General features: G+C 70.8%; 12 protein-coding genes. 3 read left to right on the top strand and 9 right to left on the bottom strand.

Annotated features, from left to right (window positions below):
• Positions 1-124: 124 nt before the first annotated feature.
• On the bottom strand, positions 125-1,483 hold the full coding sequence (locus VH969_RS25190) for a citrate synthase (RefSeq protein WP_331978461.1): 1,359 nt from the start codon (positions 1,481-1,483) through the stop codon (positions 125-127).
• 89 nt (positions 1,484-1,572) lie between these two features.
• Positions 1,573-2,529 (bottom strand): carbohydrate kinase family protein, encoded by a 957-nt coding sequence (locus tag VH969_RS25185; RefSeq protein WP_331978459.1) that lies wholly within the window; start codon positions 2,527-2,529, stop codon positions 1,573-1,575.
• Positions 2,530-2,618: 89 nt separating this feature from the next.
• On the opposite strand from VH969_RS25185, the gene VH969_RS25180 reads away from it, so the two are divergent.
• A complete protein-coding gene (locus tag VH969_RS25180; protein ID WP_331978457.1) occupies positions 2,619-3,764 on the top strand; it encodes an acyl-CoA dehydrogenase family protein in 1,146 nt (381 codons plus the stop codon).
• Positions 3,765-3,780: 16 nt separating this feature from the next.
• On the opposite strand, the gene VH969_RS25175 is transcribed toward VH969_RS25180, so the two are convergent.
• From VH969_RS25175 to VH969_RS25145, 7 genes are all read right to left on the bottom strand, one after another.
• Complete coding sequence (locus tag VH969_RS25175) at positions 3,781-4,761, bottom strand: NAD(P)-dependent alcohol dehydrogenase (protein WP_331978455.1); 981 nt, start codon at positions 4,759-4,761, stop codon at positions 3,781-3,783.
• Between the two features lie 61 nt (positions 4,762-4,822).
• Positions 4,823-6,034 carry an amidohydrolase gene (locus tag VH969_RS25170; RefSeq protein WP_331978453.1) on the bottom strand — a complete coding sequence of 404 codons (1,212 nt, stop codon included), beginning with the start codon at positions 6,032-6,034 and terminating at the stop codon, positions 4,823-4,825.
• A gap of 11 nt (positions 6,035-6,045) precedes the next feature.
• Positions 6,046-6,972 carry an aldose 1-epimerase family protein gene (locus VH969_RS25165; protein ID WP_331978451.1) on the bottom strand — a complete coding sequence of 309 codons (927 nt, stop codon included), beginning with the start codon at positions 6,970-6,972 and terminating at the stop codon, positions 6,046-6,048.
• Between the two features lie 28 nt (positions 6,973-7,000).
• A complete protein-coding gene (locus tag VH969_RS25160) occupies positions 7,001-8,407 on the bottom strand; it encodes an APC family permease (protein ID WP_331978449.1) in 1,407 nt (468 codons plus the stop codon).
• Positions 8,408-8,467: 60 nt separating this feature from the next.
• Positions 8,468-9,727, bottom strand: coding sequence for an MFS transporter (locus VH969_RS25155; RefSeq protein WP_331978447.1), 1,260 nt, complete (start codon positions 9,725-9,727; stop codon positions 8,468-8,470).
• 340 nt (positions 9,728-10,067) lie between these two features.
• Entirely contained in the window at positions 10,068-10,742 is a 675-nt protein-coding gene (gene pdxH / locus VH969_RS25150) for a pyridoxamine 5'-phosphate oxidase (RefSeq protein WP_331978445.1), read from the bottom strand.
• A gap of 170 nt (positions 10,743-10,912) precedes the next feature.
• Positions 10,913-11,548, bottom strand: coding sequence for a TetR/AcrR family transcriptional regulator (locus VH969_RS25145; protein ID WP_331978443.1), 636 nt, complete (start codon positions 11,546-11,548; stop codon positions 10,913-10,915).
• Between the two features lie 223 nt (positions 11,549-11,771).
• Between VH969_RS25145 and VH969_RS25140 the strand changes: the two genes are divergently transcribed.
• Positions 11,772-12,167, top strand: a complete 396-nt coding sequence (locus VH969_RS25140; RefSeq protein ID WP_331978441.1) for a hypothetical protein — start codon at positions 11,772-11,774, stop codon at positions 12,165-12,167.
• Positions 12,168-12,417: 250 nt separating this feature from the next.
• Positions 12,418-13,569 (top strand): citrate synthase 2, encoded by a 1,152-nt coding sequence (locus tag VH969_RS25135; RefSeq protein ID WP_331978439.1) that lies wholly within the window; start codon positions 12,418-12,420, stop codon positions 13,567-13,569.
• The last annotated feature ends 29 nt before the right edge of the window (positions 13,570-13,598 follow it).

Raw genomic sequence — 13,598 nt, 5'->3', positions numbered from 1 at the left:
TGGACTCGCGCGGCCGGAACGTTGGACTCGCGCGGCCGGAACGTTGGACTCGCGCGGCCGGAACGTTGGACTCGCGCGGCCGGAAGGTTGGACTCGCGGGACCGGAGCGTTGGACTCGCGGGGGTCAGCGGCTGGCGATCGGGACGTAGTCGCGTTCCGTGGCGCCGATGTAAACCTGGCGCGGGCGGCCGATCTTCGTGGCCGGGTCGTTCATCATCTCGCGCCAGTGGGCGATCCAGCCCGGCAGGCGGCCGAGCGCGAAGAGCACCGTGAAGAACTTCGTCGGGAAGCCCATCGCGCGGTAGATGAGACCCGTGTAGAAGTCCACGTTCGGGTAGAGCTTCCGCTCGACGAAGTAGTCGTCGGCGAGGGCACGCTCCTCGAGCTGCTTCGCGATGTCCAGCAGGGTGTCGTCACCGCCGAGGCGGCCCAGGATGTCGTCCGCGGTCTTCTTGATGATCGCGGCCCGCGGGTCGTAGTTCTTGTAGACCCGGTGGCCGAAGCCCATCAGCTTGACCCCGTCCTCCTTGTTCTTCACCCGCTTCACGAACGTGTCCACGTCGCCCGAGTCGTCGCGGATGCGCTCCAGCATGTCGAGCACCGCGCTGTTCGCACCGCCGTGCAGCGGGCCGAACAGCGCGTTGATGCCCGCGGAGATGCTCGCGAACAGGTTCGCCTCCGACGACCCGACGAGCCGCACGGTCGACGTCGAGCAGTTCTGCTCGTGGTCGGCGTGCAGCACGAACAGCAGGTCCAGCGCCCGCGTCAGGTCCGGGTCGACCTCGTACGGCTCGGCCGGGAAGCCGAACGTCATCCGCAGGAAGTTCTCGATCAGGCCGAGCGAGTTGTCCGGGTACAGGACCGGCTGGCCGACCGACTTCTTGTACGCGTACGCAGCGATCGTGGGCAGCTTGGCGAGCAGCCGGATGGTCGAGATCTCGACCTGTTCCTTGTCGAACGGCCACAGGCTGTCCTGGTAGAAGGTGGACAGTGCGGACACCGCCGACGACAGCACCGGCATCGGGTGCGCGTCGCGCGGGAAGCCGTCGAAGAAGCGCTTCAGGTCCTCGTGCAGCAGCGTGTGGCGGCTGATCTTCGACGTGAACTCGTCGAGCTGCTGGCGCGTCGGGAGCTCGCCGTAGATGAGCAGGTAGCTGACCTCGATGAAGGTCGACCGCTGGGCGAGCTGCTCGATGGGGTACCCGCGGTAGCGCAGGATGCCGGCGTCGCCGTCGATGAAACAGATCTCCGACGAGCACGCGGCGGTGTTCACGAATCCGGGGTCGAGCGTCACGAGGTCGGTCGTCGACAGCAGCTTGCCGACGTTGATTCCGTGCGAGCCCTCGGTGGCACGCGTTACCGACATCTCGTACTCGCCGCCGGGATAGCGCAGCGCGACGGATTCCGGCGCGCCGGTGTCGGCCCCCGCGGATCCGGCACTGTTGTTGCCGGCCCCGGCAGGGACGGTCCTCGCCTCAGGCATGCGTGTCCCTCTCAACAACTTGTCTTTGCCGTCAACGCTAGTGCGGTTCGCGCCGGTCGGACAGTCCACATGGTGTGTGCCACCGCACTCTACGGGTGAATCGCCAGCTCAGCCGCATACGGTGGCTCGGCCCCCGCACGCGAGACCGTCACCGCCGCTGCTCGCGCCGCGAACTCGAGCGCCTCGGTCCAGCCGGCGGCGCCGACGTCGCGCACGGCCGCGGGCGTCGTGACGCGGCGCGTGTGCAGCCAGTACAGCAGCGCTCCGTGCACGGTGTCGCCCGCCCCGATCGTGTCGACGACGTGTGCCGGCACGGTCGGCACCTCGACCTCGGCGCCGGCCGCGGTGAGCGCCCGGATGCCGTCCGCGCCGTGGGTGACGATCGCCACAACCGGCCCCTTGGTGAGCCATTCGCGGACCGCCCCGAGCACGCCGGTCAGGTCGGCGTCCGCGCCGCCGGCGAGCCACGCGGCGTCCTCAACGGACAGTTTGAGCACGCCGATGTCCGGCAGCCAGGAGGCGAACCGCGCGCGGTAGGCCGCCGGGTCGGCGATCACCTGCGGGCGGATGTTCGGATCCAGCACGGTGAGCCCGCCGCGCGCGGAATGCCGCCGCAGCAACGTTTCGTACGTCGTGGCGCCCGGCTCGAGCGCCAGCGACAGCGTGCCGAGCGACAGGATCCCGACGTCCGCGGGCAGCTCGCCGGGGTCGGCCACGAGCCGGTCGGCGGTGCCCTCGAGGTGGAACGAGTAGCGCGCCGAGCCGTCCGGCGCGATGCCCGCTACCGCGAGCGTCGTCGGCTCGCGGCCGCGCTGCACGAGCGAAGTGTCCACACCGGACAGTTGGAGCCGCTCCAGGAGGCCGTCGCCGAACGTGTCGGTCGACAGCCGGGACAGGAAGCGGACCGGTGCGCCCAGCCGGCCGAGCGTGACCGCCACGTTGTACGGCCCGCCACCGCGCAGGGGCAGCAGCGGACCGAGCTCGCCGGCGCCGGTGGCCGGTGCCGGCACGAGATCGACGAGCGCCTCGCCGCCGACACAGAGCATGCGCCACCTCACGTTCGTTTTCGCTGGCTACCCGATAGTAGGGCGTCATACTAATAGGCATCCGAGCATTGACCTGCGGAGGAAGCCGAATGCCCGCCGAGCGGCTGTTGCCCAACCGGGAAGCAGAGGACCTCGTCAAGCTGACCAGGGAGATCGCCAGGGACGAGCTGGCCCCGGTCGCGTCGCGGTACGAGGAGGAGGAGCGGTTCCCGCGCGAGCAGTTCCGGCTGCTCGGCCGCAGCGGGCTGCTCGGGCTGCCGTACCCGGAGCGCTGGGGCGGCGGCGGCCTCGGCTACGAGGTGTACCTGCAGGTGCTCGAGGAGATCGCCACGGCGTGGATGTCGATGGGCGTGGGGCTGTCGGTGCACGTGATGTCGTGTTTCGCCCTCGCCGAGTACGGCACCGACGAGCAGCGCGAGCGGTGGCTCGGCGAGATGCTCGGGGGCGAGCTGCTGGGCGCGTACGCCCTGTCGGAGCTGCAGGCCGGTTCGGACGCGGCCGCGCTCTCGACGAAGGCGGAACGTTCCGGCGACGAGTACGTCGTCAACGGGGTGAAGGCGTGGATCACCCACGGCGGGCACGCGGACTTCTACACGACGATGGTGCGCACCTCGCCCGAGGGCGGGCGCGGGATCAGCTGCCTGCTGGTCGACGCGGCCACGCCCGGGCTCGCCGCGGCCCCGCCGGAGCGCAAGATGGGCCTCACCGGGTCCACGACCACGCAGATGATCTTCTCCAACGCGCGCGTGCCGGCGGACCGGCTGCTCGGCGGGGAGGGCGAGGGCCTCAAGATCGCGCTGACCGCGCTGTCGTCGGGCCGGCTAGGCATCGCGGCCTGCTCGGTGGGCCTCGCCCAGGCGGCACTCGACGAGGCGGTGGCGTACGCGAAGGGCCGCTCGCAGTTCGGCAGGCCGATCATCGAGTTCCAGGGCATGGAGTTCCTGCTCGCCGACATGGCGGCCGCGGTCGAGTCCGCCCGCGCGACCTACCTCGAGGCGGCACGGCGGCGCGACCGCGGCCTGCCGTTCACCCGGCAGGCGTCGATCGCGAAGCTCGTCGCCACCGACGCCGCCATGAAGGTCACCACCGACGCGGTGCAGGTCCTCGGCGGCGCCGGCTACACGCGCGACTTCCCGGTGGAGCGGTACATGCGCGAGGCGAAGGTGCCGCAGATCTTCGAGGGCACCAACCAGATCCAGCGCATGCTGATCGCCCGCGAGCTGCGCAAAACTTGACCGCCTCCGCGCAGATCTACGGGACCGTCACGACGACCTTGGCGCGGGCGTGCTCGGTCTCCACGTAGCGGATCGCGTCCGGGACCTCGGCGAGCTTGTACGTCCGGTCGAGCACCGGCGTGACCTCGCCCGCCTCGGCGAGCTCGGTCAGCGCGGTCAGGAGTCCCTTGGCCGGCGGCGTCTGCAGGACGTGGATCCGCTGCCCGCGCACGAACTTCGCCGCCACCTGCGCGCGGATGATCAACCCCATCGGCCCGAACAGGCTGCCGCCCCGCGACACGCCGCCGCCGGAGAGAACCACCGTCCCGGTCGCCGTCAGCACTCGCCGCAGTGCGGCCAGCGGGTGGTTGCCCACCAGGTCGAACACGACGTCGTAGCGTTGCCCGCCGCGGGTGAAGTCCGCCCGCGTGTAGTCGATCACCTCGGCCGCGCCGAGCGAGCGGACGAGGTCGATGTTGCGCGTGCTGCACACGGCGGTCACCTCGGCCCCCAGCACCTTGCCGATCTGCACGGCGAACGTGCCGACGCCACCCGACGCGCCGTTGACGAGCACCCGCTGCCCGGGCCCGGCCCGTCCCGCGTCGCGCAGGCCCGCGAGCGCGGTACGGCCGGCCATCGGGATCGCGGCCGCCTGCTCGAAGGTCAGGTTCGCCGGCTTGCGCTCGACCTGGTCCGCGGGAACCCGCACGTACTCGGCGAACGCCCCGTCGGCGTCGCCGAACACCTCGTCGCCGGGCCGGAGGTCCCGCACGTCCTTGCCGACGGCGGCCACCGTGCCCGCGAAGTCGCGGCCCCTGACCTTCTGCCTCGGTCCCCCGAAGCCCATGCCGAGGCGCGCCACGTACGGGTCGCCACGCATGAAATGCCAGTCGAGCGCGTTGACGGCCGCCGCGTGGACGCGCACCAGTACCTCGTCGTCGGCGGCGACCGGCCGGTCGACGTCGCCCAGCGCGAGGGTGTCCGGCGAGCCGTACCGGTCCTGCATGATTGCCTTCACAACCGGAAATGTAGGCCGCGCGGGCTGCCCCGAACATCCGGGACGACCCTTAGGTGAGCCCTTATTCCTGGTAGAAGGGGTTCACCGTGACGCCGCGGCCGGTCGACTCGTCGAAGTGGTAGACCTCGCGGCCGCCGACGAACACGCGCACCGCACGGCTCATCACGTCCAGTGGATCGCCCGACCACAGCACGAGGTCCGCGTCGAGGCCGGCCTTCAGCGCGCCCACCCGGTCGCCGAGTCCCATGATCCGCGCGGGGTTCACGGTGATCGACCGCAGCGCGGTCTCCGTGTCGAGGCCCTCCTTGACCGCGAACGTCGCCTGATGCACGAGGTAGTCGATCGGCACCACCGGGTGGTCGGTCGTCAGCGCGATCTCCACGCCCGCCCGCGCGAGGATCCCCGGGTTGCGCATGTGTCGCCTGCGAACCTCCACTTTGGACCGACCGACGATGAGCGGGCCGATGATGACCGGGATCTCCTTGTCCGCCAACGTGTCCGCGAGCAGGTGCCCCTCGGTGCCGTGGTTGACGATCAGCCGGTAGCCGAACTCCTCGGACAGCCGGATCGCGGTCGCGATGTCGTCGGCGCGGTGCGTGTGCTGGCACCACGGCACCTCGCCGTCGAGCACCCGCACGAGGATCTCCGAGGCGTTGTCCCGCTCGAACGGCTTGCCCTCGCGGCTGGCCCACTCCCGCGCCGCGCGGTAGTCCTGTGCCTTGACGAACGCGTCGCGGATCACCGCGGCGACGCCGAGCCGGGTCGACGGCAGCTTGTCCTTCTCGCCGTACACCCGCTTCGGGTTCTCCCCCAGCGCGCTCTTCACGCTGGCCGGCTGGCGCACGAGCATGTCGTCGGCCGTGCGGCCCCACGACTTCACCGCCACGGTCTGCCCGCCGATCGGGTTGCCCGAGCCGGGCTTGACGACGACCGTCGTGACGCCGCCGGCGAGCGCGTCGCGGAAGCCCTCGTCGTCCGGGTTGATCGCGTCGAGCGCACGCAGCCGGGCCCCGTTCGGGTCGGTCATCTCGTTGACGTCGTTGCCCGCCCAGCCGTCGCCCTCCTCGAAGACGCCGACGTGCCCGTGTGCCTCGACGAAGCCGGGCAGCACCCAGGTGCCGGAGGCGTCGACGATCTCCGCGTCGTCCGGAATGTCCACGTCGGCGTCCGCGCCGACCGCGACGATCACGCCATCGTCGAGCAGGACGGTGCCGCCCTCGATGGGCTCCCCGTCGACCGGAACGACATATCCACCCGTGACAGCTGTACTCACAGCCGTGAAACCTACCTGTGCAGCGGGCGGATTCCCCACCGGCCGGTCCAGGTGTCGCCGGGCGCGACGGTGATCAGGTCGGTGCCCGAGTTGAGCGCGTCGGGCGGGCACGTCATCGGCTCGATGGCGACCGCGCGGGCGCCCTTGCCGGGGAACTCCGGCGGCGTGAACACCTGTACCCAGCCGAAACACGCCTCGGCCCAGAGCTCGACGCCCTCGCCGTCGCGGGTCACCGAGTGCCGCACGAGCCCGTCCTCGCCCGGCTCGCAGTCGCCGAACGCGGTGTCGAGCTCGACCCCGCGCAGCTCGCGGCCGCCGCGGAAGTCCAGGTCCGTGCCCTCCAGTGGCTGCGGCTTGCCGTTCGGGATCATCGTCTCGGCGTCGACGGGCAGCACGGTGCGTGCGGCGAGGGTGAGCACGCAGTCGTCGACGTCCTCGCCGCCCGGCCGGGGATACGGGTGCGTGCCGACGCCGAACGGCATCTCCTCGTTGCCGGTGTTGTGCACCGTGTGCGTGACGGTCAGGCCACCGGCCCCGTCCTCGCCGTCGAGCGTGTAGCGGATCGTCGTGCGGAACGGGAGCGGCCAGCCCTGCAGCTCGCCGACCTCGACCGAGAGCAGGACCGTGCCGTCGCCGTGCTCGGTGACCGTCCACGCCTCGCGGCGGACGAGCCCGTGGATCGCGTTGCCGCGCGCCGGCTCGGTGACCTCGAGTTGCTGGCGCATGCCCGCGTGCGACCACGTGGCACCGCCGACCCGGTTGGGCCACGGGACCAGCACGGCGCCCGCGCCCATCGGCGGCTGCTCGGCCGCACCGTACGTCTCGACGTACGGCACGCCCGCCACCTCGAACGCGCGCAGCGACGCGCCGACCTCGGTCACGACGGCCCGCGCGGCACCGCTCGCGATCTCCAGTTGCTCCCCGGTAGGTCTGCTCATACGAACAGACCCTATTGCGCGAGTTGGTTCACTCCTTCAACGCCTGCGGGTCGAACTCCCTGACCTGCTCGCCCTTGCTGCGCAGGTACAGCCAGTTGACGACCCACAACAGAATGCCGATGCCGATGAGCACGAGCGCGATGTAGTAGTCGCTCGCGGGCCGGCCGGACAGCACCGGGACGGCGAGCCACACGCACAGGATGCCGGCGGCGATCGGCGCCCACGTCGGCGCGCGGAAGTGCCCGTGCCCGACGTTCTCCCGGCGCAGCACCAGGACCGCGGTGTTCACCACGGCGAACACGCACAGCAGCAGCAGCGCGGTCGTGCCGCCCAGCTTGCCGACGCCGTCGGTGCCGGCGGTGGCGACGAGCACGGCGGCGATGGCGCTGGTGACCAGGATCGACACCCACGGCGTGCGGCGGAACGGGTGCACGGTGCCGAAGATCCTCGGCAGGATGCGCTCGTTCGCCATGCCGTACAGCAGCCGGCTGGCCATCAGCATGTTGATCAGCGCGGAGTTGATCACGGCGAAGACGCCGATCCACTCGAAGACCCAGCGCGGGAAGGCCGGCGCGCCGATGTCGATCACCTTGAGCAGCGCGCCCGAGCCGGCGTCGGACAGGTCGCTCGCGGCGATGAGCAGCGACGAGGTGATCGCGACGAGCACGTAGATGACGGCGGCCGTGGCGAGGCCGGAGAGCAGCGCCTTCGGGAAGACGCGCTCGGGCTCGCGGGTCTCCTCGGCCATGTTGACCGAGTCCTCGAAGCCGACCATCGCGAAGAAGGCGAGCGAGGTGGCCGCCGTGATGGCTAGCAGCCAGCCGGTGTCTTCGGTGTTGATCTCGGTGAGCCGGCCGGGCTCGCCCTTGCCGCCGAACACCGCGTAGACGCCGACGCCGATGATGATCACGAGGCCGGACAGCTCGATGCAGGTGAGGACAACGTTCGCCTTCACCGACTGGGACACGCCGATGAAGTTGACCAGTGCCAGCGCCGCGATGAACGCGACCGCGATGATCGCGACGGTCGTGTCGGAGATCTCGATGTTGAACGCGGCCGGCAGGTACGTGCCGCCGAACGCCCGGGCGGCGGCCGACGCGGACGTGATGCCCGAGCACATGACCGCGAACGCGACGACGAACGTGAGGAACGGCTTGCGGAACGCGCGGTTCGTGTACAGCGCGGCGCCGGCCGCCCGCGGGTACTTGCCGACGAGCTCCAGGTAGGAGAACGCGGTCAGGAACGCGACGACGAACGCCACGACGAACGGCAGCCACAGCGCGCCGCCGACCTTCGCCGCGACGCTGCCGGTCAGCGCGTAGATGCCGGTGCCGAGGACGTCGCCGATCACGAAGAAGTAGAGCAACTTCGGACCCATGACGCGGTTCAGCGAGGGCGACTGCTGTTCTTCTGCGGATGTGTTCTCGGTCACCATGGATCGAGCATGCCGGATCGTCACCCGGATGACCAGATCGGCTCGTTAAGCTTTCACTAACTATCCCGTCTTCGCGTGGTAACGCCAGAACCCGGGCAGGCAGGCCACGGCGACGATCACCAGGGTGATCACCAGCGCGCCGCCGCCCGCCGCGGCCGCCGTGGTGCCGACCGCGGCCGCCGCCCAGCCGTGTACGACGTCCCCGATGCGCGGCCCACCCGCGACGACGACCGTGTAGACGCCCTGCATGCGGCCGCGCATCTCGTCGGTGGCAGCGGACTGCAGGATCGCGCTGCGGTAGACCATGCTGACCATGTCCGCCGCGCCGGCGAGGACGAGGAAGACGACGGCGAGCCAGAGCGCGTGCGCCAGCCCGAACCCGATCACGGCGACGCCCCACGCGCACACCGCGATCGTGACGCCGACACCGTGCCGGCTGACGTGGCCGAGCCAGCCGGACGCGAGCCCGAAGAGCACCGCGCCGATCGGGATCGCGGCGTAGAGCCAGCCGAGAGCCGGGCCGCCGCCGGGCGGGTCGCCGAACGTGCGCTCGGCGAGCTCGGGGTAGAGCGCGCGTGGCATGCCGGCGACCATGGCGATGATGTCGACGAGGAACGAGGCGAGCAGGACGTTCTTGGCGGCGAGGTAGCGAAACCCCGCGGCGATGTCCTTGAGCCCGGCCGTTCTCCGCACGCCGTCCAGCGGCTTCATGCCGGGGATGCCGAAGATCATGACCGTCGCGACGACGAGGGCGGCGCTGTTGACGAGGTAGAGCACCGGCAGCCCGGCGAGCGGCATCAGCGCACCGGCCAGCAGCGGCCCGAAGACCGCCCCGAACGAACCGACGGTGGAGGTGAGCGCGGTGGCGGACGGGAGCAGCTCCAGCGGCACCATGCGCGCGACGGCGGCGGTGCGGGTAGGCATGTTGATCGCGACGAACGCCTGCTGGACGGCGAGCAGGCCGAGCACGAGCCAGACGTTGTCGACGCCGGCCGCCGCCTGGAGCCAGAAGGCGACCGAGGTGAGGGCGACGGCGGTGTTGCTGACGAGGATCACGGTCCGCCGGTCCACGGCATCGGCGATCGCCCCGCCCCAGAGCCCGAAGATCAGCAGTGGAACGAGCCCGAAGATCCCGGTGAGCCCGACGTACCCGGAGGACCCGGTGATGTCGAAAACCTGCTTCGGCACCGCGACGACCGTGAACTGCCCGCCGACGGCGGTGATCGCGGTCGACGCCCAGAGCCGCCGAAATGCCGGTATCCGAAGCGGTCGGGTGTCGATGGCGATGCGCCGCACGCGGCTACCGGCAAGGACCCCCACAGGGAGAGCTTAGGCCCGCTAACGAGTCATTTTCGCGTGATGACCGGCCCGCGCGAGGCGGAGCCGAAGTCGAGTCGAGCCAGCAAAGGCGAGCGCGACGCCGTCCGTCCACGCACGAGCAAAGACGAAGACGAGTGAGCGCAAATCCGCCGGCGGCCCCGACCGCGTATGACCACGCGGCCTGACACCCGAGAATGCACGCAACGGGCAATCCCAGGTAATCCCGCCCGAGTCAAGATCACCGGCGGCCTCCGGCCCCCGGAATCCACACTACCGACGCGGACGGCAAGACGGCGCGAGCAAGATCGACTTGTGGACAACCAGGCGAGTTGTGGACAGGTCACGGACCGAGCCGCTCGACCTTCCACAGGCCGTTGCGCATCTTGAACTGCAGCCGGTCGTGCATGCGGTCCCGGCGCCCCTGCCAGAACTCGACCACCTCGGGCCGGATGCGCCAGCCGCCCCAGTGTGGCGGGACCGGCACCTCCTCCGCGTCCGCGAAGCGGCGCTGCACGTTGGCCAGCGCGTTCTCCAGCGCGGCCCGGCCACTGACCACAATGGACTGCGGCGAGGCCCACGCGCCGAGCTGCGAACCGCGTGGCCGGCTGGCCCAGTACGTCGCCGTCTCCGCGGGGCTCACCTTCTCCACGACGCCGCGCACGGTCGCCTGCCGGTGCAGCGAGTACCAGGGGAACGTGGCCGACGCGTACCTGGTCGCCATGAGGTCGTGGCTCTTCGCGGACGTGTAGTTCGTGAAGAACACGACGCCGCGCTCGTCCAGCCCCTTGCAGAGCACCGTGCGCGACGCGGGCAGGCCGTCGGCGTTCGCCGTGGCCAGGACCATCGCGTTGGGCTCGGGGGCGGAGGCGCGGATCGCGTCGTCGAGCCAGCGCTGCAGCTGCTCGTGCCACGTCGAGGCCAGCTCGCTCTCGCTGAGCGTGCCCTCCTCGTAGGAGACCCGCATCTTCGGCAACTCGAGGGCGATCGCGCTGGCGGCGACGTCGGCGTCCGACATACTCGGATCTCCTTGGCGTGTAGGGATTACCTCACCGTCCGCATATCAAGTGAGGGCCTTGCCGCCGATAGCCGGAAAGCCCTCACCCGTCGAAGGTACGGGTAATTCGCCCGTACGGAAACCACGCGCCGGGTGATACCCCCCACCCGAATCGATCGAGCCCGGCAGGACTACGCCGGTCGGGTGATGGCCGCGAGGAACACGGCCCGGATCTCGTCCGCGACGTCCTCGACGGGCAGCGGCGGCTGGTGCGCCTGCCACTCACGCAGGATGCCGGTCACCGCCCCGACGAGCGCGATCGCGGTCAGGTGGTAGTCGCGTCTCGGCGCGAGGCCGGTCTCGGCGGCGCGGTTGCACTCCGCCTCGATGAAGTCGGTGTAGCGGGTGAACCAGTCGCGGTGCTGGACCTCCATCGCCTGGCTGATGCCGGGCGCCTCGACGTAGTTCAGCCGCGGGTAGCGCGGGTCGGCGGTCACCGCGGAGACGAACGCGTCGACGAGCGTCGTGATCCGGGTCAGCGGCTCGGCGTCGGCGAGCGAGTCGAGCACCGGCAGCATGCGCTTCATCGCCTCGGTGTTGATGTGCGCGTGCAGCTCGAGCAGCAGCGCCTCCTTGCTGGCGAACTTCTCGTAGAAGTTCCGGGTCGACACCCCGGCCCGCGCGCAGAGATCGGCGATCTTGGTCTTGTGATAGCCGCGGGTGGTGAACTCGTCGAGCGCGGCCTCCAGCAACTTCTCCCGCCGCTCGGCGCGCCGTTGCTCGGTGTCCACTCCCCGATACATGCGACTCTGCGCGCCCTGCCCCATCGGACCACTCCCTCAGCTGTTTGCCCGCAGCTGCAACCGACGCCGGGAATTCTCCAACCGGACAGCCCCGTCCGGGTGGCCAAACTGCTGAAAATCAGGATTACCACTGTGATGGCAACCACGTGAGGTCGTCGACGAAGCGAATCGGCCCAGGCCAGCCGCGCCGTCAGGCGATCCGTTCTACGCCCCGCCCGACCCGGTGCCCCCGAGGGTGCCCGGTGACGTGATCCGCCGGCGGAAGGCGAACGTCTACGCCGACCCGCTCGCCGCGACCGGCGCGCCGGGCACCGTCTCCGGCACGCTGCTGCCGCGCGCACCGTGGCCGCAAGGCCCGCGCCCGCTCGCCGGACGGCACCGTCCCGGACCGCTCGTCGACCCACGCAGGCAGGTACGTGGGCGAGAACCGCGCCGGCACGATGGCGCTCGCGGTTCCGGGGTACCGATCCCCGTCGCGGTCGGTCGCCGGTTGCGTGCGCAGGGGTGCGGGCTCGGCGCGTCCGTGCGCCGGCAGGTGATCCCGCTCGCCGAGCACATCCTCGGGGTGAGCATGAGTGGTCCGGCGGCGATGACGTGGCTGGGCGACCGGTTCGCCGGCCGGCCGGCGGCCGGCAACTGCTGAGCCGCCGGGAAAAGCGCGAGGTTCCTCCACACCGTCTGTCCACAGTGGGGACAACTCTGGCGCGTCCACAGTAGACACCGCGATCCTCGGGAGTTCACGCGCTGTTTCGCTTCGGAAAAGGTGGCCCAGGCTCCGGCCTTCTGAATCGTTCTCCTGAATCGTGACCGAAACCACCGTCCGGCCAATTGCCAGCCGCCTCTGGCAGGAGGAAAGTTGCGATGTTCGGGGACTTTCGGGAGAGGTTGACGCTATGCACAGCGCGGTGCGGAAGATCGACACGACGGCGGCGATGGAACCGGACGACGGCTACCGCCCGGGACTGGAGGGCGTGGTCGCCTTCCGCACCGAGATCGCCGAACCGGACCGTGACGGGGGTGCGCTGCGCTATCGCGGCGTGAACATCGAGGACCTGGTCGGCAGGGTGACGTTCGGCGACGTGTGGGCGCTGCTCGTCGACGGCCGCTTCGGCAAGGGTCTACCGCCGGCCGAGCCGTTCCCGATCCCGGTGCACACCGGCGACGTGCGGGTCGACGTGCAGGCGGCCTTGGCGATGCTCGCGCCGATCTGGGACTACCAGCCGCTGCTGGACATCAGCGACGTCGAGGCGCGTGAGCAGCTCGCGCGGGCGTCGGTGATGGCGCTGTCGTACGTGGCGCAGTCCGCGCGCGGCATCGGACGGCCCGCGGTGCCGCAGGCGCGGATCGACCAGTGCACGACGATCACCGAGCGGTTCATGACGCGCTGGCGCGGCGAGCCGGACCCGGCGCACGTCAAGGCGATCGACGCGTACTGGGTGTCGGCGGCCGAGCACGGGCTGAACGCGTCGACATTCACCGCGCGGGTCATCGCGTCCACGGGTGCGGACGTAGCCGCGGCCATGTCCGGCGCGATCGGCGCCATGTCCGGTCCGCTGCACGGCGGCGCGCCGGCCCGGGTGCTTCCGATGATCGCCGACGTCGAGCGGGTCGGCGACGCGCACAAGGTCGTCTCGGCGATCCTCGACCGCGGCGAGCGGCTGATGGGCTTCGGCCACCGGGTTTACCGGGCGGAGGACCCGCGGGCGCGCGTACTGCGGCGGACGTGCCAGGAGCTGGGCGCGTCGCGGTACGAGGCCGCGGCGGAGCTGGAGCGCGCGGCGCTGGCCGAGCTCCGCGAGCGCCGCCCGGACCGCGCGATCGAGACGAACGTGGAGTTCTGGGCGGCGGTCGTCCTCGACTTCGCCGAGGTGCCGACGCACATGATGCCGTCGATGTTCACCTGCGCGCGGACCGCCGGCTGGTGCGCGCACATCCTGGAGCAGAAGCGCACGGGCCGCCTCGTGCGACCGTCCGCCCACTACGTCGGCCCGGGCCCCCGCCGCCCGGAGGAGGTCGAGGGCTGGGACACCGTCAGCCAAGGCTGACCGGCAAGGTCCCGCGCACAATCCCTTCG

Origin of the sequence: Actinophytocola sp. (assembly GCF_036555685.1) — a bacterium.
Lineage (GTDB): Bacteria > Actinomycetota > Actinomycetes > Mycobacteriales > Pseudonocardiaceae > Actinophytocola.
This window is presented reverse-complemented; position numbering and strand designations above follow the sequence as displayed.

Coding starts and splice junctions, on each gene's coding strand:
- VH969_RS25190 (WP_331978461.1), bottom strand. CDS start 1,483: ATGCCTGAGGCGAGGACCGTCCCTGCCGGGGCCGGCAACAACAGTGCC.
- VH969_RS25185 (WP_331978459.1), bottom strand. CDS start 2,529: ATGCTCTGTGTCGGCGGCGAGGCGCTCGTCGATCTCGTGCCGGCACCG.
- VH969_RS25180 (WP_331978457.1), top strand. CDS start 2,619: ATGCCCGCCGAGCGGCTGTTGCCCAACCGGGAAGCAGAGGACCTCGTC.
- VH969_RS25165 (WP_331978451.1), bottom strand. CDS start 6,972: ATGAGCAGACCTACCGGGGAGCAACTGGAGATCGCGAGCGGTGCCGCG.
- VH969_RS25160 (WP_331978449.1), bottom strand. CDS start 8,407: ATGGTGACCGAGAACACATCCGCAGAAGAACAGCAGTCGCCCTCGCTG.
- pdxH (WP_331978445.1), bottom strand. CDS start 10,742: ATGTCGGACGCCGACGTCGCCGCCAGCGCGATCGCCCTCGAGTTGCCG.
- VH969_RS25145 (WP_331978443.1), bottom strand. CDS start 11,548: ATGGGGCAGGGCGCGCAGAGTCGCATGTATCGGGGAGTGGACACCGAG.
- VH969_RS25135 (WP_331978439.1), top strand. CDS start 12,418: ATGCACAGCGCGGTGCGGAAGATCGACACGACGGCGGCGATGGAACCG.